Source organism: Marihabitans asiaticum (assembly GCF_007828725.1).
Lineage (GTDB): Bacteria > Actinomycetota > Actinomycetes > Actinomycetales > Dermatophilaceae > Marihabitans > Marihabitans asiaticum.
In genome coordinates, this window is sequence record NZ_VIUW01000003.1 from 445,120 (window position 1) to 467,700 (window position 22,581).

The 22,581-nt window shown below is 69.1% G+C and carries 17 protein-coding genes and 3 rRNA genes; 19 read left to right on the top strand and 1 reads right to left on the bottom strand.

Going from position 1 to position 22,581, the window contains the following annotated elements:
* The first annotated feature begins 2 nt into the window (after positions 1 to 2).
* The 7 genes from FB557_RS10240 (at position 3) to FB557_RS10270 (ending at position 9,859) form a co-directional block, all read left to right on the top strand.
* On the top strand, positions 3 to 665 hold the full coding sequence (locus tag FB557_RS10240; RefSeq protein WP_211356535.1) for a DNA-3-methyladenine glycosylase: 663 nt from the start codon (positions 3 to 5) through the stop codon (positions 663 to 665).
* Positions 662 to 1,927, top strand: a complete 1,266-nt coding sequence (gene tyrS / locus FB557_RS10245) for a tyrosine--tRNA ligase (protein WP_144857503.1) — start codon at positions 662 to 664, stop codon at positions 1,925 to 1,927. Before FB557_RS10240 ends, tyrS begins: the two co-directional genes overlap by 4 nt.
* 514 nt (positions 1,928 to 2,441) lie before the next feature.
* Positions 2,442 to 3,966, top strand: a 16S ribosomal RNA gene (locus tag FB557_RS10250).
* Between the two features lie 468 nt (positions 3,967 to 4,434).
* Positions 4,435 to 7,565: ribosomal RNA gene (locus FB557_RS10255) — 23S ribosomal RNA — on the top strand.
* A gap of 122 nt (positions 7,566 to 7,687) precedes the next feature.
* Positions 7,688 to 7,804 (top strand): 5S ribosomal RNA (gene rrf / locus FB557_RS10260).
* The 16S, 23S and 5S rRNA genes sit together here, the layout of an rRNA operon.
* A gap of 148 nt (positions 7,805 to 7,952) precedes the next feature.
* Positions 7,953 to 8,834 (top strand): tetratricopeptide repeat protein, encoded by an 882-nt coding sequence (locus FB557_RS14610; protein WP_246074688.1) that lies wholly within the window; start codon positions 7,953 to 7,955, stop codon positions 8,832 to 8,834.
* Entirely contained in the window at positions 8,831 to 9,859 is a 1,029-nt protein-coding gene (locus FB557_RS10270) for an HAD-IIA family hydrolase (protein WP_246074689.1), read from the top strand. Before FB557_RS14610 ends, FB557_RS10270 begins: the two co-directional genes overlap by 4 nt.
* A gap of 71 nt (positions 9,860 to 9,930) precedes the next feature.
* On the opposite strand, the gene FB557_RS10275 is transcribed toward FB557_RS10270, so the two are convergent.
* Positions 9,931 to 10,398: a hypothetical protein gene (locus FB557_RS10275; RefSeq protein WP_144857504.1), complete on the bottom strand. Its 468-nt coding sequence runs from the start codon at positions 10,396 to 10,398 to the stop codon at positions 9,931 to 9,933.
* Positions 10,399 to 10,401: 3 nt separating this feature from the next.
* On the opposite strand from FB557_RS10275, the gene FB557_RS10280 reads away from it, so the two are divergent.
* From FB557_RS10280 to FB557_RS10335, 12 genes are read left to right on the top strand one after another with little or no spacing between them, the layout of a single operon-like run.
* Positions 10,402 to 10,611 (top strand): hypothetical protein, encoded by a 210-nt coding sequence (locus tag FB557_RS10280; protein ID WP_144857505.1) that lies wholly within the window; start codon positions 10,402 to 10,404, stop codon positions 10,609 to 10,611.
* Entirely contained in the window at positions 10,604 to 11,443 is an 840-nt protein-coding gene (locus tag FB557_RS10285; protein WP_144857506.1) for a TlyA family RNA methyltransferase, read from the top strand. Before FB557_RS10280 ends, FB557_RS10285 begins: the two co-directional genes overlap by 8 nt.
* Positions 11,443 to 12,381 (top strand): NAD kinase, encoded by a 939-nt coding sequence (locus tag FB557_RS10290; RefSeq protein WP_144857507.1) that lies wholly within the window; start codon positions 11,443 to 11,445, stop codon positions 12,379 to 12,381. The genes FB557_RS10285 and FB557_RS10290 overlap by 1 nt, the downstream gene beginning before the upstream one ends.
* Complete coding sequence (gene recN / locus FB557_RS10295; RefSeq protein ID WP_144857508.1) at positions 12,378 to 14,144, top strand: DNA repair protein RecN; 1,767 nt, start codon at positions 12,378 to 12,380, stop codon at positions 14,142 to 14,144. The genes FB557_RS10290 and recN overlap by 4 nt, the downstream gene beginning before the upstream one ends.
* Before the next feature lie 47 nt (positions 14,145 to 14,191).
* Positions 14,192 to 15,373: a putative cytokinetic ring protein SteA gene (gene steA / locus FB557_RS10300; RefSeq protein ID WP_246074691.1), complete on the top strand. Its 1,182-nt coding sequence runs from the start codon at positions 14,192 to 14,194 to the stop codon at positions 15,371 to 15,373.
* Positions 15,370 to 16,341: a copper transporter gene (locus tag FB557_RS10305; RefSeq protein ID WP_144857509.1), complete on the top strand. Its 972-nt coding sequence runs from the start codon at positions 15,370 to 15,372 to the stop codon at positions 16,339 to 16,341. Before steA ends, FB557_RS10305 begins: the two co-directional genes overlap by 4 nt.
* Positions 16,341 to 17,156 carry a hypothetical protein gene (locus FB557_RS10310; protein ID WP_144857510.1) on the top strand — a complete coding sequence of 272 codons (816 nt, stop codon included), beginning with the start codon at positions 16,341 to 16,343 and terminating at the stop codon, positions 17,154 to 17,156. Before FB557_RS10305 ends, FB557_RS10310 begins: the two co-directional genes overlap by 1 nt.
* Entirely contained in the window at positions 17,153 to 18,748 is a 1,596-nt protein-coding gene (gene murJ / locus FB557_RS10315; RefSeq protein ID WP_144857511.1) for a murein biosynthesis integral membrane protein MurJ, read from the top strand. The genes FB557_RS10310 and murJ overlap by 4 nt, the downstream gene beginning before the upstream one ends.
* Positions 18,745 to 19,836, top strand: coding sequence for a glycosyltransferase family 4 protein (locus FB557_RS10320; protein WP_144857512.1), 1,092 nt, complete (start codon positions 18,745 to 18,747; stop codon positions 19,834 to 19,836). The genes murJ and FB557_RS10320 overlap by 4 nt, the downstream gene beginning before the upstream one ends.
* Before the next feature lie 11 nt (positions 19,837 to 19,847).
* A complete protein-coding gene (locus FB557_RS10325) occupies positions 19,848 to 21,551 on the top strand; it encodes a CTP synthase (RefSeq protein ID WP_144857513.1) in 1,704 nt (567 codons plus the stop codon).
* Positions 21,548 to 22,174 (top strand): NUDIX domain-containing protein, encoded by a 627-nt coding sequence (locus tag FB557_RS10330; RefSeq protein ID WP_144857514.1) that lies wholly within the window; start codon positions 21,548 to 21,550, stop codon positions 22,172 to 22,174. The genes FB557_RS10325 and FB557_RS10330 overlap by 4 nt, the downstream gene beginning before the upstream one ends.
* A complete protein-coding gene (locus FB557_RS10335) occupies positions 22,171 to 22,581 on the top strand; it encodes a YchJ family protein (RefSeq protein ID WP_144857515.1) in 411 nt (136 codons plus the stop codon). Before FB557_RS10330 ends, FB557_RS10335 begins: the two co-directional genes overlap by 4 nt.

A 22,581-nucleotide genomic window follows, 5' to 3' on the forward strand; every position in this document is an offset into this window, starting at 1 on the left:
CGGTGAGCCCCGACCCCGCGCCGTTGCCGCGCTCGTTCTTCGACCGGGACCCGGTCGAGGTGGCGCCCGAGCTCCTCGGCGCGCACCTGCGCGTCGACGACGTCGTCGTGCGGCTCACCGAGGTCGAGGCGTACCGCGGCCAGGGGGAGGACCCCGGCTCGCACTCCTACCGCGGCCGCACCCCGCGGGTCGAGTCGATGTGGGGCCCGCCCGGTCACCTCTACCTCTACTTCACGTACGGCATGCACTGGTGCGCCAACCTCGTCTGCTGGCCGCCGGGCCGCTCCGGGGCGGTGCTGCTGCGGGCCGGTGAGGTGATCCGCGGCCACGACCTCGTCGCCGCCCGGCGCGCTGCGGTGCGACCACGGGACTGGACCCGCGGCCCGGCTCGGCTGACCAAGGCGCTCGCCCTCGACTCCTCTGACGACGGCTCGGACGCCCTCGGCTCGGGCCGGGTCGCGGTGTCGAAGAGGGAGGCTCTTCCCCCTTCGCTCATCCGCAGCGGACCCCGGGTCGGGGTGAGCGGACCCGGCGGGGACGCGGTCGCCTACCCCTGGCGCTTCTGGGTCGACGGTGAGCCGAGCGTGTCGGCGTACCGCCCCGGGCGGCGTGGCAGGCTTGCCCCCGACCCCGCTCCCAGACACGAAGGCAGTGACCCGCGGTGACCGACATCCTCGACGAGCTCACGTGGCGTGGGCTCGTGGCGCAGACGACCGACGAGTCCGCCCTTAGGCAGGCGCTGGCGGACGGCCCGATCACGGTCTACTGCGGCTTCGACCCGACGGCCCCGTCCTTGCACTTCGGCAACCTCGTCCAGCTCATCCTGCTGCGTCACCTCCAACGAGCCGGGCACCAGGTCATCGGTCTGGTCGGCGGCTCGACCGGTCTCATCGGCGACCCGCGACCGACGAGCGAGCGGGTGCTGAAGACCAAGGAGCAGACGGCGCAGGACGTCGAGCGCATCGCCGCACAGGTCCGCAGGATCCTTACCTCGAAGGAGGGGGCCGAGCCGGTCTTCGTGAACAACCTCGACTGGACCGCACCGATCTCGGCGCTTGACTTCCTGCGTGACTACGGCAAGCACTTCCGGGTCAACCAGATGATCAAGAAGGATGCGGTCGCCGCTCGGCTCGGGTCGGAGCAGGGGATCAGCTACACCGAGTTCAGCTACCAGATCCTCCAGGCGCTGGACTACCTCCACCTGTACCGTGAGCACGGCTGCACGCTGCAGACCGGTGCCCAGGACCAGTGGGGCAACATCACCGCCGGAGTCGACCTGATCCACCGCGTCGACGGAGGGTCGGCGCACGCCCTGACGACCCCGTTGATCACCGACTCCCAGGGCCGCAAGTTCGGCAAGTCCGAGGGCAACGCCGTATGGCTGGATCCGACGATGACCAGCCCGTACGCCTTCTACCAGTACTGGTTGGGCGTCGAGGACGCCTCGGTCGTGGCGTTGCTGAAGACCTTCACCGATCGTGGTCAGGAGGAGATCGCCGAGCTCGAGCGGCAGGTGGCGGAGGAGCCCTACCGCCGAGCCGCCCAGCGTGCTCTCGCAGCCGACGTGACCACGCTCGTGCACGGCGCCGACGCGACCGAGCAGGTGGTAGCGGCCTCGGAGGCACTCTTCGGCAAGGGGGACCTGCGCACCCTTGGGGCCGACACCCTCAGGGACGCCACGGACGAGCTGCCGGGGGGCGAGGTCGCCCCGGGCGACACCATCGTCGACGTGCTCGTCGCGACCGGACTCGTCGAGAGCCGCAACGCCGCCCGGCGGGCGGTGGCGGACGGTGCGGCCTCGGTGAACGGGGTCAAGATCGCCGACTCGGAGGCGGCCCTGGCACCGGAGGACTTCCTCCACGGGCAGGTGGCGGTCGTGCGTCGCGGCAAGAAGAACCTCGCCGCGGCTCGGCTCGCACGCGCCTGACGCCGGCTGCAGAGGCGGCCACACAGCCCCGATTTGGTTCGCGCGGCCGACACCGTCTACTGTTTCTCCAGTCAGCCCGATACGGGAGGAACGGACACCAAGCGGCGGCCCTTGCCGGGTCGCACCAAGTAGGCCGGTCCCCGGAGCTGAGCAAGTTGTGAGCCGCCCGGAAGGGCTGCTACAGTAGATGCTCGCCGCTACGGCGGTGAGCATGACGATCAGACGCCCTGATGGTGTGGCCCGGTTGGGTTGTGCTTGTTGGTGTGTGTGTGATTCTTGAGAACTCAACAGCGTGTCATTTTTTTAGTGATCGATGCCAATTTTTTTGGGCTGTCACTGGCGTGTGCCTGCATCGTTGTGGTGTGGGTGTGTGTTGGTGGTGGTCTTTTCCTTTGGTTGGGATTGTGATGACTAGGTTTTGCTAGTTGTTGCGTCTCGGCTGGGATGTTTGACACTTCGGTGTTTTGGATTGGCTCTTGCCCCTTGCTCTTGTGGGGGGTGGGGGTTTTGTTCATCAACGGAGAGTTTGATCCTGGCTCAGGACGAACGCTGGCGGCGTGCTTAACACATGCAAGTCGAACGATGAAGCCCGTGCTTGCACGGGTGGATTAGTGGCGAACGGGTGAGTAACACGTGAGTAACCTGCCCCGGACTCTGGAATAAGCGCTGGAAACGGCGTCTAATACTGGATATGACATCGCCTCGCATGGGGTGGTGTGGAAAGTTTTTCGGTTTGGGATGGACTCGCGGCCTATCAGCTTGTTGGTGAGGTAGTGGCTTACCAAGGCGACGACGGGTAGCCGGCCTGAGAGGGCGACCGGCCACACTGGGACTGAGACACGGCCCAGACTCCTACGGGAGGCAGCAGTGGGGAATATTGCACAATGGGCGCAAGCCTGATGCAGCGACGCCGCGTGAGGGATGACGGCCTTCGGGTTGTAAACCTCTTTCAGCAGGGAAGAAGCCTTTGGGTGACGGTACCTGCAGAAGAAGCACCGGCTAACTACGTGCCAGCAGCCGCGGTAATACGTAGGGTGCGAGCGTTGTCCGGAATTATTGGGCGTAAAGAGCTTGTAGGCGGTTTGTCGCGTCTGCTGTGAAAATCCAAGGCTTAACTTTGGACGTGCAGTGGGTACGGGCAGGCTAGAGTGTGGTAGGGGAGACTGGAATTCCTGGTGTAGCGGTGAAATGCGCAGATATCAGGAGGAACACCGATGGCGAAGGCAGGTCTCTGGGCCACTACTGACGCTGAGAAGCGAAAGCATGGGGAGCGAACAGGATTAGATACCCTGGTAGTCCATGCCGTAAACGTTGGGCGCTAGGTGTGGGCCTCATTCCACGAGGTCTGTGCCGCAGCTAACGCATTAAGCGCCCCGCCTGGGGAGTACGGCCGCAAGGCTAAAACTCAAAGGAATTGACGGGGGCCCGCACAAGCGGCGGAGCATGCGGATTAATTCGATGCAACGCGAAGAACCTTACCAAGGCTTGACATATACCGGACGCACTCAGAGATGGGTGTTCCCTTTGTGGCTGGTATACAGGTGGTGCATGGTTGTCGTCAGCTCGTGTCGTGAGATGTTGGGTTAAGTCCCGCAACGAGCGCAACCCTCGTTCTATGTTGCCAGCACGTGATGGTGGGGACTCATAGGAGACTGCCGGGGTCAACTCGGAGGAAGGTGGGGATGACGTCAAATCATCATGCCCCTTATGTCTTGGGCTTCACGCATGCTACAATGGCCGGTACAAAGGGCTGCGAAACTGTAAGGTGGAGCGAATCCCAAAAAACCGGTCTCAGTTCGGATTGGGGTCTGCAACTCGACCCCATGAAGTCGGAGTCGCTAGTAATCGCAGATCAGCAACGCTGCGGTGAATACGTTCCCGGGCCTTGTACACACCGCCCGTCAAGTCACGAAAGTCGGTAACACCCGAAGCCGGTGGCCCAACCCTTGTGGGGGGAGCCGTCGAAGGTGGGACTGGTGATTGGGACTAAGTCGTAACAAGGTAGCCGTACCGGAAGGTGCGGCTGGATCACCTCCTTTCTAAGGAGCTCACTCAACCGGCCCCACGTGGTGGGGTTGGTGGTGGCCTGTTTCGTCCCCGTGTGTGGGGCGGCAGGTTGCTCTGGGTGGAACATCGGTTGCGAGGCGCTCACTGCTGTGGGCCCTGTTGGCGTGAGTACGACCACCACGCGTCCCCTTCTCTCTTTTTCGAGGGTGGGGGTGCTTGGTGGTGGGGAAAGCTGCCTGATGGGGTCTGGTGTGGTGGGTGTCGGCACAGAAGAAGATGGCACGTTGTTGGGTCCTGAGGGATCATGCGCCGCCCGTGGGGTGGTGTGTGGTGGTCTCTGTGGCTGGGGCTGGCCGTGGCCGGTATACCCGTCGCCTGCAGAAGGAGTTCGCGCTTCTTTTGTTGGTGGTGTGTGGTGCTGGTGGTTTCGGTTGGTGGCTGGTCGTGTGTTGAGAACTGAACAGTGGACGCGAGCATCTTATCTTTGTGTATCTTTTGTGGCTCAAGTTTTTAAGGGCGCACGGTGGATGCCTTGGTACCAGGAACCGAAGAAGGACGTAGGAATCTGCGATAAGCCTCGGGGAGTCGATAACCAGACTGTGATCCGAGGATTTCCGAATGGGGAAACCCGGCTGGAGGTTAAGTCCAGTCACTCCCTGCTGAATATATAGGCAGGGTTGAGGGAACGTGGGGAAGTGAAACATCTCAGTACCCACAGGAAGAGAAAGCAACCGCGATTCCGTGAGTAGTGGCGAGCGAAAGCGGATCAGGCTAAACCGTGCCTGTGTGATAGCTGTCAGGCGTTGCAGGTGCGGGGTTGTGGGAGCTTGCCGGCGGAGCTGATGATCCGTCAGGGAGTGAGAAATGCGTGGCATAGTCGAATAGTCTTGAATGGCTGGGCGTAGAGGGTGCGACCCCCGTAGACGAAATGTTGTGCACTCCCGTGAGTTATCCCAAGTAGCACGGGGCCCGAGAAATCTCGTGTGAATCTGGCGGGACCACCCGCTAAGCCTAAATATTCCCTGGTGACCGATAGCGGACAAGTACCGTGAGGGAAAGGTGAAAAGTACCCCGGGAGGGGAGTGAAATAGATCCTGAAACCGTGTGCTTACAATCCGTCGGAGCAAGCGTTAAGTCTTGTGACGGCGTGCCTTTTGAAGAATGAGCCTGCGAGTTAGTGCTCAGTGGCGAGGTTAACCCGTGTGGGGAAGCCGTAGCGAAAGCGAGTCTTAAATGAGGCGTTTTAGTCGCTGGGTCTAGACCCGAAGCGGAGTGATCTACCCATGGCCAGGTTGAAGCGACGGTAAGACGTCGTGGAGGACCGAACCCACTTAGGTTGAAAACTGAGGGGATGAGCTGTGGGTAGGGGTGAAAGGCCAATCAAACTCCGTGATAGCTGGTTCTCCCCGAAATGCATTTAGGTGCAGCGTCACGTGTTTCTTACCGGAGGTAGAGCTACTGGATAGCCGATGGGCCTCACCAGGTTACTGACGTTAGCCAAACTCCGAATGCCGGTAAGTTGTAAGCGTGGCAGTGAGACCGCGGGGGATAAGCTCCGTGGTCGAGAGGGAAACAGCCCAGATCACCAGCTAAGGTCCCTAAGCGTGTGCTAAGTGGGAAAGGATGTGGAGTTGCCGTGACAACCAGGAGGTTGGCTTAGAAGCAGCCACCCTTGAAAGAGTGCGTAATAGCTCACTGGTCAAGTGATTCCGCGCCGACAATGTAGCGGGGCTCAAGCACACCACCGAAGCTGTGGCATCGACATCTTTGCTTGACATGACTCCTTGTGGGTGGTGTCCAGGCGTGTCGTTGGGTAGGGGAGCGTCGTGCGGCGAGTGAAGCGGCGGAGTGATCCAGTCGTGGATGCCGCACGAGTGAGAATGCAGGCATGAGTAGCGAAAGACGGGTGAGAAACCCGTCCGCCGAATATCCAAGGGTTCCAGGGTCAAGCTAATCTGCCCTGGGTAAGTCGGGACCTAAGGCGAGGCCGACAGGCGTAGTCGATGGACATCCGGTTGATATTCCGGAACCGGCGTGCAACCGCCCCTGGCGAACCGAGTGATGCTAAGAGTCTGAAACCCGCGACAGCTGGCCTTCGGGTCAGCATCTGCGGGTGGAACGCTCGACCCGATCTCGTAGTAGCCAAGCGATGGGGAGACGCAGGAAGGTAGCCTCCGCGTGGCGATGGTAGTCCACGTCCAAGGGTGCAGGGAGTCAGGTAGGCAAATCCGCCTGGCATTTATCCTCAGGCCTGATGGTGACCACACTTGTGGGAAGTAGGGTGATCCTATGCTGTCGAGAAAATCCTCTAGCGAGGGTGCATGCCGCCCGTACCCCAAACCGACTCAGGTGGATAGGTAGAGAATACTAAGGCGATCGAGTGAATCGTGGTTAAGGAATTCGGCAAAATGCCCCCGTAACTTCGGGAGAAGGGGGGCCCAAACCCTGAAGTGGCTTGCTCACTAGGGGTGAGGGCCGCAGAGACCAGGGAGAAGCGACTGTTTACTAAAAACACAGGTCCGTGCGAAGTCGCAAGACGATGTATACGGACTGACGCCTGCCCGGTGCTGGAAGGTTAAGAGGACCTGTTAGCCACTTTTGGTGGCGAAGCGGAGAATTTAAGCCCCAGTAAACGGCGGTGGTAACTATAACCATCCTAAGGTAGCGAAATTCCTTGTCGGGTAAGTTCCGACCTGCACGAATGGCGTAACGACTTCTCCACTGTCTCAACCGCGAGCTCGGCGAAATTGCACTACGAGTAAAGATGCTCGTTACGCGCAGAAGGACGGAAAGACCCCGGGACCTTCACTACAGCTTGGTATTGGTGATCGGGACGGCTTGTGTAGGATAGGTGGGAGACTGTGAAACACCCGCGCCAGCGGGTGTGGAGTCATCGTTGAAATACCACTCTGGTCGTTCTGGTTGTCTAACCTCGGTCCGTGATCCGGATCAGGGACAGTGCCTGGTGGGTAGTTTAACTGGGGCGGTTGCCTCCCAAAATGTAACGGAGGCGCTCAAAGGTTCCCTCAGCCTGGTTGGCAATCAGGTGGCGAGTGCAAGTGTACAAGGGAGCTTGACTGCGAGACAGACATGTCAAGCAGGGACGAAAGTCGGAACTAGTGACCCGACGGTGGCTTGTGGAAGCGCCGTCGCTCAACGGATAAAAGGTACCCCGGGGATAACAGGCTGATCTTCCCCAAGAGTCCATATCGACGGGATGGTTTGGCACCTCGATGTCGGCTCGTCGCATCCTGGGGGTGGAGTTGCTCCCAAGGGTTGGGCTGTTCGCCCATTAAAGCGGCACGCGAGCTGGGTTTAGAACGTCGTGAGACAGTTCGGTCCCTATCCTCTGCGCGCGTAGGAAACTTGAGAGAGGCTGACCCTAGTACGAGAGGACCGGGTTGGACGAACCACTGGTGTGTCAGTTGTCCCGCCAGGGGCACCGCTGATTAGCTACGTTCGGGAGTGATAACCGCTGAAAGCATCTAAGCGGGAAGCACGTCTCAAGATGAGGTTTCCACACACCCATGGTGTGAGAGGCTCCCAGCAGACTACTGGGTTGATAGGCCAGACGTGGAAGTGCAGCAATGCACGCAGCTGACTGGTACTAATAAGCCGACAACTTGACCAACAAACCATAAGAAACACCAACAGGTAAGAACTTACTGCTCGCGTCCACTGCTCGGTTCCCGAGACACGAACACCCACACCCCAACCGGGTAGTGGTTGAACACGTGAATATCTCGACAGAGTTACGGCTGTCACAGCGAAGGGGAAACGCCCGGCTCCATTCCGAACCCGGAAGCTAAGCCCTTCAGCGCCGATGGTACTGCACCGGAGACAGTGTGGGAGAGTAGGACGCAGCCGGACACCACTTCAAGTCGGAAGGCCCTTGGCCGCTCCCCATAAGGGTGATGCGACCAGGGGCCTTCTGCTGTGCTGGGAGTGGTCGTGTCAGACCACCGCGGTGGAGCAGTAATCTGTGCGCGGCCGTGCGCCGCCGACGAAGGAGATCGATGTGGCTGAGGACCGCGCCCGTGACGGGCGAGACGCGACCGGCGATCGACGCGGGCCGTCCCGCCGCGAGGGCTCTTCGACTCGGGGACGGCAACGCGGCGACGGGCAGGGCCGCGCGAGCTCGTCCCGGCCCGCGCGTGGGGGAGCCGACCGAGAAGGACGGGTCTCGGGCTCGCGGCTCGTCCCGAAGCAGGGGCGTCGCCCCGAGCCGGCTATCGCTGACGACGTCACCGGCGGCGAGCTGGACCGATCGGTGCGCGCCCAGCTGAGGACGCTGAGCAAGGACAACGCCGATGGGGTCGCCCAGCACCTGGTGATGGTGGCGCGACGGCTTGAGGAAGAGGACTACGAGGGTGCGATGGCGCACGCCGAGACGGTTGTCCGGCGCGCCGGCCGGGTCCCGGCGGCCCGGGAGGCGCTCGGCTTCGTCGCCTACCGGTCGGGCGACTTCGCCCGGGCGCTGACCGAGTTCCGCACCGTACGTCGGCTGAGCGGGTCCTCGCACCTGTTGCCGCTGATGATCGACTGCGAGCGGGGACTTGGCCGGCCCGAGCGGGCGCTCGAGCTGCTGCGTTCCCCTGAGGCGCGCTCCCTCGGCGCCGAGGACCAGCTTGAGATGCTCATCATCGGATCGGGGATCCGCCGAGACATGGGGCAGCCCCAGGCCGCGGTGCTGGCCCTGCAGAACGCGGTGAGCGGACCAGTACGGCCTGGGTCCGAACGGCTGTACTACGCCTATGCCGACGCCCTGCTCGAGGTCGGCCGCCGGGACGAGGCGCGGGAGTGGTTTGCCAAGGCGGCCCTGGCCGACAACGACGGTCTGACCGATGCCGCCGAGCGGGTCGACGAGCTGGACGGCGTCGGTCCGCTGGACGAGCTGTGACCCCTTCGCCGTCAGCGACCACGGCAAGCCCGCTGCGCGGGGTCGAGGGGCTGATCTGCGACCTCGACGGCGTCGTCTATCGCGGCGCGGACGCGGTACCGCACGCGGTCGAAGCACTCTCCGGCACCGGGCTGCCGGTCGTCTACGCCACGAACAACGCCTCACGTCCCCCCGAGGCCGTTGCCGAGCAGCTGCGCTCGCTCGGCCTGCACGTCGACCCCGCGGACGTGGTGACGAGCTCGACGACGGCTGCCGCCATCCTCGGCGAGCGACTGCCGCGGGGGGCACGCGTGCTGGCCATCGGAGGGCCAGGGGTCGCCCAAGCCCTGACCGAGGGCGGCTACGAGGTCGTCCTGCCGTCCGACGCGGCGGGCTCCGAGCCGGTGGATGCGGTCGTGCAGGGTTATGGCCCGCAGGTGTGTGCTGCCGACCTCGCCGAAGCTGCCTACGCCATCGAGGGAGGGGCGCTGTGGCTCGCGACCAACGATGACCAGACCCTCCCGACCGAGCGTGGCATCGCCCCGGGCAACGGCTCGCTGGTCGGTGCCGTGGCCGGCGCCGTGCAGCGTCGACCCGAGGTCGTCGGCAAGCCGAACGCGCCGATGTACCAGATCGCTGCCCGCCGTCTCGGCTGCCCGCCTGCGCGAGTACTCGCGATCGGAGACCGGCTCGAGACCGACATCGCAGGTGCCACGGCTGCCGGGACGAAGGGGGCGCTGGTGCTCACCGGCGTGCATGGCTGGGTCGATGCGGCCCAGGCCGACCCGACCGAGCGACCCGACCTGGTGCTCGAGGATCTGCGGGGTCTGCGGGGCGAGTACCCGCCCGCGCAGCTGAGCGAGGGGACCCACCGCCGCGGCGGGGCGATGGCGAGGTTCGACGGGAGTGAGGTGCGGCTCGAGGGGAGGGGCGTCGACGCCCTGCGCGCCGCTCTCGACGCGGTCTGGGCGGCGGTCGACGACGCCCGACTGACCCGCGCCGACGCCCAAGGCGTGATGCAGCGACTCGTGGAGCGGGCAGGGTAGCGTTGACGGGTCGAATGACCTCGTCGTGAAAGGCGTCGCGCCATGGATCCGGCCCGCAAGCTCGTCCACCTCTATCTCTCGGTCACCGAGGAGGTGCTCACCCGGGCCCTGGACGTCGTCCGTGTCGCGGATACCCTGCTCGTCGCCTCCGCCCAGTCGAAGGCGTCGTCGGCCGTGACGCCGCCCCGGGGGTCTGCCTGGCCGGAGGAGGAGACCGGCGACCTCGCCGGTGCGTCTGCGGCGCTGCGCGCCCGGACGGAGCCGGAGGAGCAGGAGCGGGCGACGAGGACACCGGCGACGAGGACGCCGGCGACGAGGACACCGGCGAAGAAGGCCTCGACGAAGAAGGCCTCGACGAAGAAGACGCCCGCGAAGAAGACGCCGACGAAGAAGGCCTCGACGAAGAAGACGACCGCGAAGAGGGCCCCGGCGAGCACGTCCGCCAAGAAGACCCCTGCCAAGAAGACCTCGGCCAAGAAGACCCCTGCGAAGAACACGTCGTCGACGTCCACCACCGCGGCGAAGCGCGGGACGAGCACGGCATGACCAGTGAGCCAGGTCCGACCGCCCCCGTCGCCACCGACGCCACCACCACCACCGATGCCACCCCCACCGAGACCGGCGACCTCGTGATCGACGGTGCTCTCGGTGAGCTCACCGCTCTCCCGGCAGAGGACCTCGACGGCATCCTTGGTGCGGCCGAGTCGTTGCACCGCACGCTGCAGGGCAGGCTGAGCGACCTCGGTGAGTGAAGAGCGCCGGCTCGACGTCGCCCTGGTGCACGGCGGGCTGGCCCGCTCGCGTGGACAGGCCAAGGACCTCGTCGATCGCCGTCTCGTGACCATCGACGGCGTGCCCGCGACGAAGGTCAGTCAACGGGTGCGCGCCGACCAGCTGCTCCAGGTGCTCGGTGACGACGCCCGCTGGGTCAGTCGCTCCGCGCACAAGCTCGTGGGAGCCTTCGACGCGTTCGCCGGATCCGCGCCTGCTGGACAGGCGGGCGCGGGGTGGCGGGTCGAGGGCCTGCGCTGCCTCGACCTCGGTGCCTGCACCGGGGGGTTCACCCAGGTCCTCCTCGACCGGGGTGCGGCGCACGTCGTCGCGCTCGATGTCGGGCACGACCAGCTGGCGGGCGAGCTGCGAGCCGACCCTCGGGTCACCGACCTCAGCGGGGTGACCGTGCGGGGCCTGAGCCCCGGCGACATCGGCGGCCCGGTCGACCGGATCGTCGCCGACCTGAGCTTCATCTCCCTTCGCCTCGCCCTGCCGTCCGTCCGGCGCTGTCTCCTGCCGGGCGGACAGGCCGTGCTCCTCGTCAAGCCGCAGTTCGAGGTCGGTCGGGCCCGCCTGAGCAAGCACGGTGTCGTCGGCTCTGCCGCAGCGCGGCACGATGCCCTCGTCGGCGTCCTCACCTCGGCGGGGGAAGAAGGGCTTGCCGTCCTAGGACTCGAGCGCAGCCCGATTACCGGCGGGGAGGGCAACCGCGAGTACCTGCTCTGGCTGGCCGCCGCGAGCGATGTCGGCATGTCGTGGCAGGCTCAGACCGAGACGGTGCGGGCCGTGACGACCCAGGAGGACCACTGATGAGCACCAGGCGCATCCTGCTCGTGGCGCACCCCGGTCGGCCCGAGGCGCTCGACGTCGCCGGGCAGGTCGTGGGGCGACTGCAGGCCGCAGGGCTCGAGGTAGCCCTCCCCGTCGGCGAGCTCATGGACGGCCCGCTCGGCACGACCCCTGGGGTGGTCCCGGGCGACCCGGCCGCTCCCGGGGGCGCGGCCGCGGGGTGCGAGCTCGTCGTGGTCCTCGGGGGAGACGGGACGATCCTGCGAGGGGCGGAGCTCGCGCGAGGCAGCGACGTCCCCGTGCTCGGGGTCAACCTCGGCCACGTCGGCTTCCTCGCCGAGGCCGAGCGTGAGGACCTCGACGCGACGGTCGAGCACATCGTCGGTCGCTCGTACACGGTCGAGGAGCGGATCACCCTCGAGGTCGTGGGCACCCTCGATGGCCGGGAGCTGGCACGCAGCTGGGCGCTGAACGAGGTGACCGTGGAGAAGGCGGCCCGCGAGCGGATGCTTGTGCTCACCGTCGAGATCGACGGGCGCCCCCTGTCGACCTGGGGGTGCGACGGGGTGGTGATGTCCACCCCGACCGGGTCCACGGCCTACGCCTTCTCGGCCGGGGGGCCGATCGTCTGGCCCGGCGTCGAGGCCGTCCTCGTCGTCCCGCTCAGCGCCCACGCCCTCTTCGCCCGTCCGCTGGTCCTCAGCCCGACCGCGCACCTCGCCGTCGACCTGGTCGCCGGCACCGACGGCCACGGCGTGCTGTGGTGCGACGGGCGGCGCGCCGTGGACCTGCCGCCGGGCTCGCGGATCGAGGTCTCGCTCTCCGGAGAGCCCGTCCGGCTGGCGCGCCTGACCGACTCGCCCTTCACCGACCGCCTCGTCGCGAAGTTCGACCTGTCGGTCGAGGGCTGGCGTGGTGGCCGCAGGGAGGAGCGTGCGGAGGACGAGGGGGCCTGTTGATCCAGGAGATCCGTATCCAGGACCTCGGGGTCATCGCCGACGCGACCGTCGACCTCCATCCGGGGCTGACCGTGCTCACCGGCGAGACGGGCGCGGGCAAGACGATGCTCGTCTCCAGCATCGAGCTGCTCCTCGGCGCCCGCTCCGACGCGGGTCTGGTCCGCGAGGGCGCCACCGAGTCCTCGATCGACGCCGTGCTCGAGGTCGAGGAGCCGTCCGAGGCGAGCATCATCGCGAAGGGGGCAGGTGCCCGCCTCGAGGACCGTTTGCTGCCGGTGAGCCGGGTGGTCCGGGCGGGCGGCCGGTCCCGGGCTCACGCGGGTGGTCGGACGATCCCGGTCGGCACCCTCGGTGAGATCACCCGTGGTCTGGTCGCCCTGCACGGCCAGGCCGACCAGTGGCGCCTGCGGCGAGCCAGCGAGCACCGCGAGGTCCTCGACCTCTTCGGCGGCGAGGCGGTCGCGGCCGCGCGCTCGGAGTACGACCAGGCGCGCGCCCGGTGGACCGGGCTGCGTGACGAGCTGGCCGAGCTCACCGCGTCCGAGGCCGGCCGGCGACAGGAGCTGGACGCCCTGACCTACCAGCTGGAGCAGATCGACTCCGTCGACCCGACCCCGGGGGAGGATCACGCGCTGCGAGAGGAGTCCGAGCGCCTCGGTCACGCGGACGACCTGCGGGTCGCCGCCCTGCAGGCGCACGGGGCGCTCAGCGGAGGAGAACTGCCCGAGCATCCTGATGCGGCTGCGCTGACCGCCGAGGCCGAGCGGGCCCTGGACCAGGTGCTCGACCGCGACCGGCGGCTCACCCCCCTTCGCGACCGGGTCGCCGAGGTCCGGACCCTCCTCATCGACGTCGCGGCCGACCTCAGCGGGTACGCCGCCGACATCGAGGTCGACCCCGAGCGGCTCGACGCCGTCCACGAGCGCCGCGCCCGGCTGACCGCACTCACCCGGCGCTACGGGGAGGACATCGACGCGGTCCTGGCCCACCGCGACAGCATCCGCTCCCGGCTCCTCGAGCTGCAGCAGGCCGACGACCGCCTGGACGGCATCGCCGAGCAGGTCGAGGCGGCCGCGGCCGAGGTGGCCGAGGCCGCCGAGGGGTTGACGCGGGCCCGGAGCCGGGCGGCTGAAGCCCTGGCGCAGCGGGTCGCCGAGGAGCTTGCCCACCTCGCGATGCCCGATGCGTCGGTGTCGGTCGTGGTCGGCGCCGCCAGCGGCGACGAGTCCGATCGGGTGCCTGGCCCGCACGGCCTGATACATGCCGGCCCGCACGGCGCCGACCGGGTGGAGATCATGCTTGCCGCCAACCCCGGCAGCCCGCCCCGCTCGGTCGCTCAGGCGGCGTCCGGGGGTGAGCTATCCCGCATCATGCTGGCGCTCGAGGTGGCCGTCGCCGACAGCGCGAGCTCGATGCCGACCTTCGTCTTCGACGAGGTCGACGCCGGGGTCGGCGGGCGCGCGGGGCTGGACGTGGGCGCGCGGCTCCAGGCGCTCGCCCGGCGCAGCCAGGTGCTCGTCGTGACCCACCTCGCCCAGGTCGCCGCGCACGCCGACCGTCACCTCGTCGTGCGCAAGACGACAGACGGCCGGGTCACCGCCAGCGACGTGCACGAGGTCACCGGAACCGACCGCCTCGTCGAACTCTCCAGGATGATGGGTGGGGCCGACTCCTCTGCCGGTCTGACGCACGCCGAAGAGCTGCTCGAGTCGTGCCAGGCCGGTCGAACCCCGAACCCGTCGGCCGACGCCGCGAGGGGGTGAGCGTGGTGGAGCGGAGGCTCTCGGGTGGCCGTGGGACGATGCCCCGGATGGCCCTTCGTCCGCAGCGCGCCGACCCCGGTGGCACCGACCTGCCTGGTGTGCCCGGGGTGCTGCGCATGGACCGGCGCACCAAGCAGCTGACCAAGCGGCTGCGGCCGGGTGAGATCGCCGTCATCGACCACGAGGACATCGACCGGGTCAGCGGGGAGGCCCTGGTGCAGTGCCAGCCGGCAGCGGTCGTCAACGCCGCCCGCTCGATCACCGGACGCTACCCGAACCAGGGCCCGGAGGCGATCGTCGAGGCGGGGATCCCCCTGCTCGACGCGGCCGGCCCCGAGCTCTTCGAGCGGCTCGCCGAGGGTCGGCCCGCTCAGCTCGACGGCGCCCGACTGATCAGCGGCGAGGTCGTCATCCCCGGCGAGCTGCTCACCGCCGAGTCCGTGCGCACGGCGATGGAGGAGGCCCGCGCCGGGCTCGCCGTCCAGCTCGAGTCCTTCGCAGAAAACACCATGCGCTACATGATCGAGGAGCGGGCGCTCCTCTTCGACGGGGTCGGGGTGCCCGACGTGCGCACCGACTTCGAGGGTCGGCACGCCCTCGTCGTCGTCCGCGGCTACCACTACAAGGACGACCTCGCGGCGCTGCAGCACTACATCCGGGAGTACAAGCCCGTGCTCATCGGTGTGGACGGTGGCGCCGACGCGCTCGTCGAGGCTGGCCACCGACCCGACCTGATCGTCGGCGACATGGACTCGGTGAGCGATGCGACCTTGTCCTGCGGTGCCGAGGTGGTCGTGCACGCCTACCGGGACGGGCGCGCGCCCGGCGTCGAGCGGGTGGAGGCCCTCGGGGTCGACCATGTCGCCTTCCCCGCCACCGGCACGAGCGAGGACATCGCGATGCTCCTCGCGGACGACCGGGGGGCCACGCTCATCGTCGCCGTGGGGACGCACGCCACGCTGGAGGAGTTCCTCGACAAGGGGAGGGCGGGGATGTCGAGCACCTTCCTCACCCGGCTGCGGGTGGGCAGCAAGCTCATCGACGCGAAGGGGGTGAGCCGGCTCTACCGAGCCCGCATCTCCGTGGGGTCGATCCTCCTCCTCGCCCTGGTCGGGGTGCTCGCGCTGCTCGTCGCGATGTGGGCCACACCGACCGGGCAGGCGCTGCTGCAGATCGTCGGGGCGTGGTGGGACGACCTGTGGGCGGCCACCGTGGGGGCGCTGTCGTGATCGACTTCCGCTACCACATGGTCTCCCTCGCCGCGGTGCTCGTCGCGCTCGCGATGGGAGTACTCCTCGGGGCCGGACCCTTGCGCGACGACATCGGCGACACCCTGACCGGCGAGGTCACCAAGCTGCGGCAGGAGAAGGAGACCCTGCGTGCCCAGTCCGAGGAGCGCGACCGGGCCCTGGAGGCGCAGGACGACTTCGTCGACACGCTGCTGCCCACCGTCGTCGACGGCCGGCTCGACGGGCGCGGGGTCGCGCTGGTGCGTCTGCCGCGGGCCGACAACGGCGACGTGACCGGCATCGCCGACGCGGTGCGGGATGCCGGCGGTCGAGTCACGGCCACCGTCACGGTCGACCAGGACTGGTTCGCCGCGGCGGGCTCGCGGACCATGGATCTCGCGCCCGGCTCGCCGCAGGTGCTCGCCGACGCCCGTCGTGCGATCGGGCGGACCTCTGGCGAGCCGACGATGCCCGAGATCCTCGGGCTGATCATCGGCAGCCGCTCGGCCGACAACCTTCCCCTCCCGTCGACCGCCCAGCGGCGCGCAGCGTTCGCCGTCCTCGGCGACGCGGGTCTGGTCAGCGGCGCCCCGCCCCAGGAGAGTCCGAGCGCCGTGGTCCTCGTGGGAGGCATGATCCCCCAGGACGCAGGCGACGGTCAGGGCGAGGACGATGCCGCGACCCGCACCGCCACGCAGCTCGTCGAGCTCGCCGCCGACATCGATCGACGCAGCGGCGGTGCGGTGCTCACCGCCCCCGAACCGTCCGTGGGCGGCCAGGCCGTCTCCCCGGTCAGCGTGGCCCGCGAGGACTCCGGGCTGAGCGACGGGCTGTCCACCGTCGACGGTCCGGAGCGGGCCATCGGCCGAGCCCAGGTGGTCCTGGCGCTCCAGGAGCAGCTCGCCGGCGACAGCGGGCACTACGGGGTGGCCGCCGACGCCACGTCGGCCATCCCCGACGAGTCGTGATGCGCCCCCTGAGCGCCGCGGGCGCGGCTCTGCTCGGCGCCGGCTGCGCGGCCGGTCTGGTCACCCTTGACCACCGCCTCCCGGCTCCGGCCCGACGCGCCCTCGAACGGACGAGCTTCGACGGGAGCGCCGTCACCCTCGCGGAGGGCCCCGCCTGGGTCGCCGCGACCGCCATCGCAGCCGCAGCCGCGGGAGACGCGACGGCGCTCGGCTGCGTCCTCGGCAGCGGGGCTGCCGGTCTGGTCGACGACCTCGTCGGGGACGCCGGGACGAAGGGGGTGCGCGGTCACCTCGGCGCGCTGCGCCGCGGCCGGGTGAGCACGGGGTCGCTGAAGATCGTCACGATCATCGGCGCCGCCGCCTGGGCGGCGCGCCGGGAGGCGGGAGGGGAGCGCGCGTGGCTGCTCGTCGATGCCGGGGTGATCGCCGGGACGGCCAACCTGCTCAACCTCTTCGACCTGCGTCCGGGGCGGGCGCTGAAGGTGGGCTGCCTCATCGGTCTCCCCCTGCTGACCCGGCCAGCTGGTCGGCCGGCGCTCGCAGCGGGTCTGGGTGCAGGTCTCGGGGTGCTGCCGCACGACCTCGCGGGGCGCTCGATACTGGGTGACTGCGGGGCCAACGCCCTCGGCTCGCTCCTTGGGCTCTCCGCGGTCCGGGCGCTTCGGCCGACGACGCGCGCCGGCGTGCTCGGAGGCGTCCTCGCACTCACCCTCGCCAGCGAGCGGATCAGCTTCACCCGGGTGATCGAGGCGACACCCGCCCTTCGCGCCCTGGACCAGCTCGGCCGGTCACGACCGGAGGGGGCGAAGCGGTGAGTGCTGGGCCACGCGAGAGCGTCGCCCTGCGCACGGCCGCCGCCCAGGTCGGGGTCGTCACCGGGGCCGCTCGGGTCGCCGGGCTTCTCCGGTGGCTGGCCTTCGCGGGAGCCGTCGGCGCGAGCGGGGTCGGGACGGTGTACCAGAGCGTCAACGCGGTCCCCAACCTCGTCTACGAGATCGCCGCCGGGGGAGTGCTGGCCGCGGTCGTCGTGCCGCTCGTCGCCCAGGCGAGCGGACGGGCGCGATCCGACCACGTGGCCTCGGCGCTGCTCACCCGGGCCGTCGCCGTCCTCCTCCCCGCCTCGATCGCCCTCGCCCTGGCGGCGCCCTGGATCAGCCGGGCCCTGCTCGCCGGGGTCGAGGTGGACGGCGCGGCCGCACTCGGCACCCGACTGCTCGTCCTCTTCAGCCCCCAGGTCCTGCTCTACGGCATCGGCATCGTCGTCACCGGGGTGCTGCAGGCGCACGAGCGACTCCTCGCCGCCGCGCTCGCGCCGCTGCTCTCGAGCGTGGTCGTCATCGCGACCTATCTCCTCTACGCTGCGGTCGTCCCGCGACCACCGGACGGCTCGGCGGTCATCCCCACGGCCGGCTGGGTGATCCTCGGGGTCGGGACGACCGCCGGGGTGGCGGCCCTCTCGCTGCCGCTGCTGGCCGTCGCGGCCTCGGCGGGGATCACCCTGCGGCCACGCTGGTCGCTCAGCGCCGAGGAGACCGGCCGCGCGGCCTCCCTCGCAGCGGCAGGAGTGGTCGCGCTGATCGCTCAGCAGCTGGCTCTGCTCGTCGTGATCCGGGTGGCCAACCGCTCCGGCGGCGACGGCGCCCTCGTCGTCCACCAGTACGCGCAGACCGTCTACCTCCTGCCCTACGCGGTGCTCGCCGTCCCGATCGCCACGGCCACCTTCGCCCGGCTCGCCCGCTCCGCCGGCGAGGAGGGCGCGGCGAGGACGCTGGGCTCGGCGCTGCGCGTGGTCACGGCGGTCTCCGGCGCGGCGGCTGCGGGCCTGGTCGCCGCCGCGCCCGCCGTGGGGGTCGCGTTCGGCCTGCTCGACCGCTCGGCGCGGCAGGCGGGCGCTGGGTCCGGGGCGCTCGACGCGCTCCCCGTGGCGCTGGCGAGCACCGCCCTCGGTCTCGTGGGCTTCTCGGTGACGGCGCTGGCGACGAGGTCGCTGTACCTGCACGGGCGGGCGGTGCAGGCCGGCCTCGCGATGGCCGTTGGCTGGGTGATCTCCGCGGGCGTCCCGGCGGTGGTGCTCGCCCCCGACGCCGGTCCTGGGCGAACGCTCGTGGTGCTGGGATGCTCCAGTGCTGCGGGGATGTCGGTCGCCGCCACGATCCTCCTCGTCCTCGTCCGTCGCGACTGGGGGCCGACAGCGGTGACCGGGCTCGCCCGCCTGGTCGGGGTTGTCGGGGGCGCGCTCGTCCTCGCGTGCGTGCTCGCCTGGCTCGTCCGGCGCTCCGACCTCACGGAGGTGCCGGCGCTTGCCGTGTCGCTCGGTGTGGCGACCGTGCTCGCCGCCCTGACCGCGGCCGCCGCTGCGGTCGTGGATCCCGTCGTGCGTGCGGCACTGCTGCGGTGGCGCTCATGACCCGGGTGCTGCTCGTGCTGTGGGAGAGCGCCGGGGGGATCGGCACCCACGTCCGTGACCTGGACGCCAGTCTGCGCACGCTCGGGCACGAGGTCACCGTCCTCACCGACGCCGCCACGCAGGACCGGTTCGCCTTCCCGCACGCGGTCGTCGACCCCAGCCCTGGTCGGGCGCGTGAGGTGGCCGGCGGGGTCGAGGTCGTGCACGCCCACGGTTTCCGAGCCGGCCTGCGCGCGGTGCGCGCCGCTCGCGGTGGCGGAGGTCTGGGCTCGGGCGGCCCTCCGGTCGTCCTCAGCCTGCACAACCAGGTCCGCGGGTCCCGGATCTCGCCGCGACGGATTGTCGGTGCGGCGGCGGCCCGCCATCTCGTGCGCGGCGCCACCTTCGTCACCGGCGCCAGCTCGGACCTCGTCGCGGACGCCGTCGCGCTCGGGGCGCGGGACGCCCGCCTGGCGCCCGTGCCCTCCCCGCGGGTCCCGGGGCTGCTGGCCACGGACCGTGCGGGCTGGCGGGCAGAGCACCGCGGCGAGCTGCTGTCGCGGTACGGGCTAAGCCCGCACCGACCGCTCGCCCTGGCGCTCGGGCGCGTCGCGCCCCAGAAGAGGCTCGACGCCTTCGTCGCCGCGAGCTCCTGCGACGGCGCCGCAGCTGCCCAGTGGGCGCTGGTCGGCCCGGGCCAGCAGGACATGGCGGGCCGGGTCGACGGGCTAGGGGAGGTCGCCATGCTCGGCGAGAGCGCCGAGGTCGAGGCGTGGTTGCTCGCTGCCGACGTCCTCGTCGTCCCGAGCGAGTGGGAGGCGCGGGCGCTCGTCGTGCAGGAGGCGATGGCAGCCGGCACGCCGGTCGTCGCCAGTGCCGTCGGTGGACTGGTCGACCTGGTCGACGGAGCCGGCGTGCTGGTCCCGCCCGGGCCAGGCCCCAGCTTCGCCGCGCGGATCTCGACGGGGGTGCTCGACCTCCTCGCCGACCCGGCCCGCGCCGAGCATCTCGCGGGCGTCGCGCGGGAGCGCGCCACCGGCTGGCCGGGTCTGCGGGACACGGCTCGGATGTGGGCCCGGTGGTACGAGGAGAGCCTCGACGTGCCGTAAGGTGGAAGCCCGTGGCGGCTCTCACCAAGCACATCTTCGTGACCGGAGGCGTAGCCTCTTCCCTCGGCAAAGGACTGACGGCCTCGAGCCTCGGGCACCTCCTCGGCCAGCGCGGCCTGCGGGTGACGATGCAGAAGCTCGACCCCTATCTCAACGTCGACCCGGGGACGATGAACCCCTTCCAGCACGGCGAGGTCTTCGTCACCGAGGACGGCGCCGAGTGCGACCTCGACATCGGCCACTACGAGCGCTTCCTCGGCGCAGACCTCGAGGGATCGGCCAACGTCACGACCGGCCAGGTCTACAGCCGGGTCATCGCCCGGGAGCGGCGCGGGGAGTACCTCGGCGACACGGTCCAGGTGATCCCGCACATCACCAACGAGATCAAGGACCGGATGCGCGCGCCCGCCGCGGGCAGCCCCGGGGTGAGCGACGGCGAGGCCCCAGACATCATCATCACCGAGATCGGTGGCACCGTCGGCGACATCGAGTCGCTGCCCTTCCTCGAGGCGGCGCGTCAGGTGCGGCACGAGATCGGGCGGGAGAACTCCTTCTTCCTTCACGTCTCGCTCGTGCCCTATCTCGCCCCGAGCGGGGAGCTGAAGACCAAGCCGACCCAGCACTCCGTCGCCGCGCTGCGCCAGGTCGGGATCTCGGCCGACGGGCTCGTGCTGCGGGCCGACCGGGAGATCCCCACCGACATCAAGCGCAAGATCTCGCTCATGTGTGACGTCGAGCCGGCCGCCGTCGCCGCCGCCGTCGACGCGCCGAGCATCTACGACATCCCCAAGGTGCTGCACAGCGAGCAGCTCGACACCTACGTGATCCGCCGACTCAACCTGCCGTTCAAGGACGTCGACTGGGACTCCTGGGACACCTTGCTGCGCCGGGTGCACCACCCCGAGCACGAGGTCGAGGTGGCGCTGGTCGGCAAGTACGTCGACCTGCCCGACGCCTACCTCTCGGTGACCGAGGCGTTGCGCGCCGGCGGCTTCCACCACGACGCCAAGGTGGCGATCCGGTGGGTCGCCTCCGACGACTGTCAGACCGAGGCGGGCGCGCAGAAGGCCCTTGGTGGCGTCGACGCCGTCCTCGTCCCCGGCGGCTTCGGCGTGCGGGGGATCGAGGGCAAGCTCGGGGCCCTGCGCTGGGCCCGCGAGCAGCAGGTCCCCACCCTGGGCATCTGCCTTGGGCTGCAGTGCATGGTCATCGAGTACGCCCGCAACGTCGCCGGCATCGAGGGGGCGAGCTCGACCGAGTTCGACCCGCAGACGCCGGCCCCGGTCGTCTCGACGATGGAGGAGCAGAAGTCCTTCGTCGAGGGAGCGGGCGACCTCGGGGGGACGATGCGCCTGGGGTCGTACCCGGCGCGCCTGGCTGACGGGTCGGTCACGGCGGGCGCCTACGGGGCGACCCAGGTCACCGAGCGGCATCGTCACCGCTACGAGGTCAACAACGCCTACGTCTCCGATCTCGAGGCGGCGGGTCTCGTCGTGAGCGGCACTCACCCCGAGCTGGGTCTCGTGGAGTTCGTCGAGCTGCCCGCCCAGGTCCACCCCTACTACGTCTCGACCCAGGCGCACCCGGAGTTCAAGTCACGTCCGGACCGGTCGCACCCGCTCTTCGCCGGCCTGATCGGCGCCGGGGTGCAGGCCCAGCGTGACGCCCGCCTCGTCGAGGTCGAGCGCGCCCGCGAGCCGGGCACGACGGCGTGAGCGAGCTACGCGACGAGCTGGTCCGGCGGGAGGTGGACTCATCGGAGCGCGTCTTCGACGGCGCCGTGTGGGACGTCCGCCGCGACACCTTCGAGCTCGAGGGGACCCGGCTGACCCGGGAGGTCGTCGACCATCCCGGTGCGGTGGCCGTCCTGGCGCTCGACGACGACGGGCGGGCCGTGCTCATCCAGCAGTACCGTCATCCGGTCGCGGCCAAGGAGTGGGAGCTGCCTGCCGGTCTGCTCGACGTCGAGGGCGAGGACCCGCTGCGGGCCGCCCAGCGCGAGCTGGCCGAGGAGGTCGACCTCGTCGCCGAGCACTGGTCGGTCCTCGTCGACTACTTCACCTCGCCCGGCGGGCTCGACGAGTGCATCCGGGTCTACCTTGCGACCGGCCTGGGCGAGGTCGCCCAGAGTGAGCGGCACGAGCGCGAAGGGGAGGAAGCCCACCTCGTCGTCCGGCGGGCCGGGCTCGAGGAGATCCGCGGGGCGATCCTCGCCGGTCGGCTGCACAACTCGACCCTGCTCGTTGCGGCCCTGACCGCCCTGGAGTACCGAGCCAGGGACTGGGCCGACCTCCGACCGGCCGACACCCCGTGGCCCGAGCACCCGGCGAACCGGTGAGTCTGCCATGCCCGTGCGGGGCGGGTTCCCCCTTCGCCCAGCACTGCGAGCCGATCCTCGACGGTGAGCCGGCGCAGAGCGCCGAGGCGCTCATGCGCTCCCGGTACACCGCGTACGACCTGCTCCAGCGGGGCGACGCCCGCGCCGCCGACCATCTCTGGCGGACCTGGCACCCGCGCACCCGCCCGGAGCGGGTCGAGCCGTCGCCCGGGCTGCGCTGGACCGGGCTGAGGGTGCTCGCGACCGTGGGCGGCCAGGCGGAGGACCTCGACGGACGGGTGCACTTCCGGGCCTCGTGGGAGACGGGGGAGGGGCCCACCTACCAGTCCGGCGAGCACGCCGAGGCCTCGACCTTCGTGCGGCGTGGCGGCCGGTGGGTCTACGTCAGCGGAGACGACCTGCCCTAG

Coding starts and splice junctions, on each gene's coding strand:
- steA (WP_246074691.1), top strand. CDS start 14,192: ATGGCCCTTCGTCCGCAGCGCGCCGACCCCGGTGGCACCGACCTGCCT.
- FB557_RS10280 (WP_144857505.1), top strand. CDS start 10,402: ATGACCAGTGAGCCAGGTCCGACCGCCCCCGTCGCCACCGACGCCACC.
- FB557_RS10320 (WP_144857512.1), top strand. CDS start 18,745: ATGACCCGGGTGCTGCTCGTGCTGTGGGAGAGCGCCGGGGGGATCGGC.
- FB557_RS10290 (WP_144857507.1), top strand. CDS start 11,443: ATGAGCACCAGGCGCATCCTGCTCGTGGCGCACCCCGGTCGGCCCGAG.
- FB557_RS10310 (WP_144857510.1), top strand. CDS start 16,341: ATGCGCCCCCTGAGCGCCGCGGGCGCGGCTCTGCTCGGCGCCGGCTGC.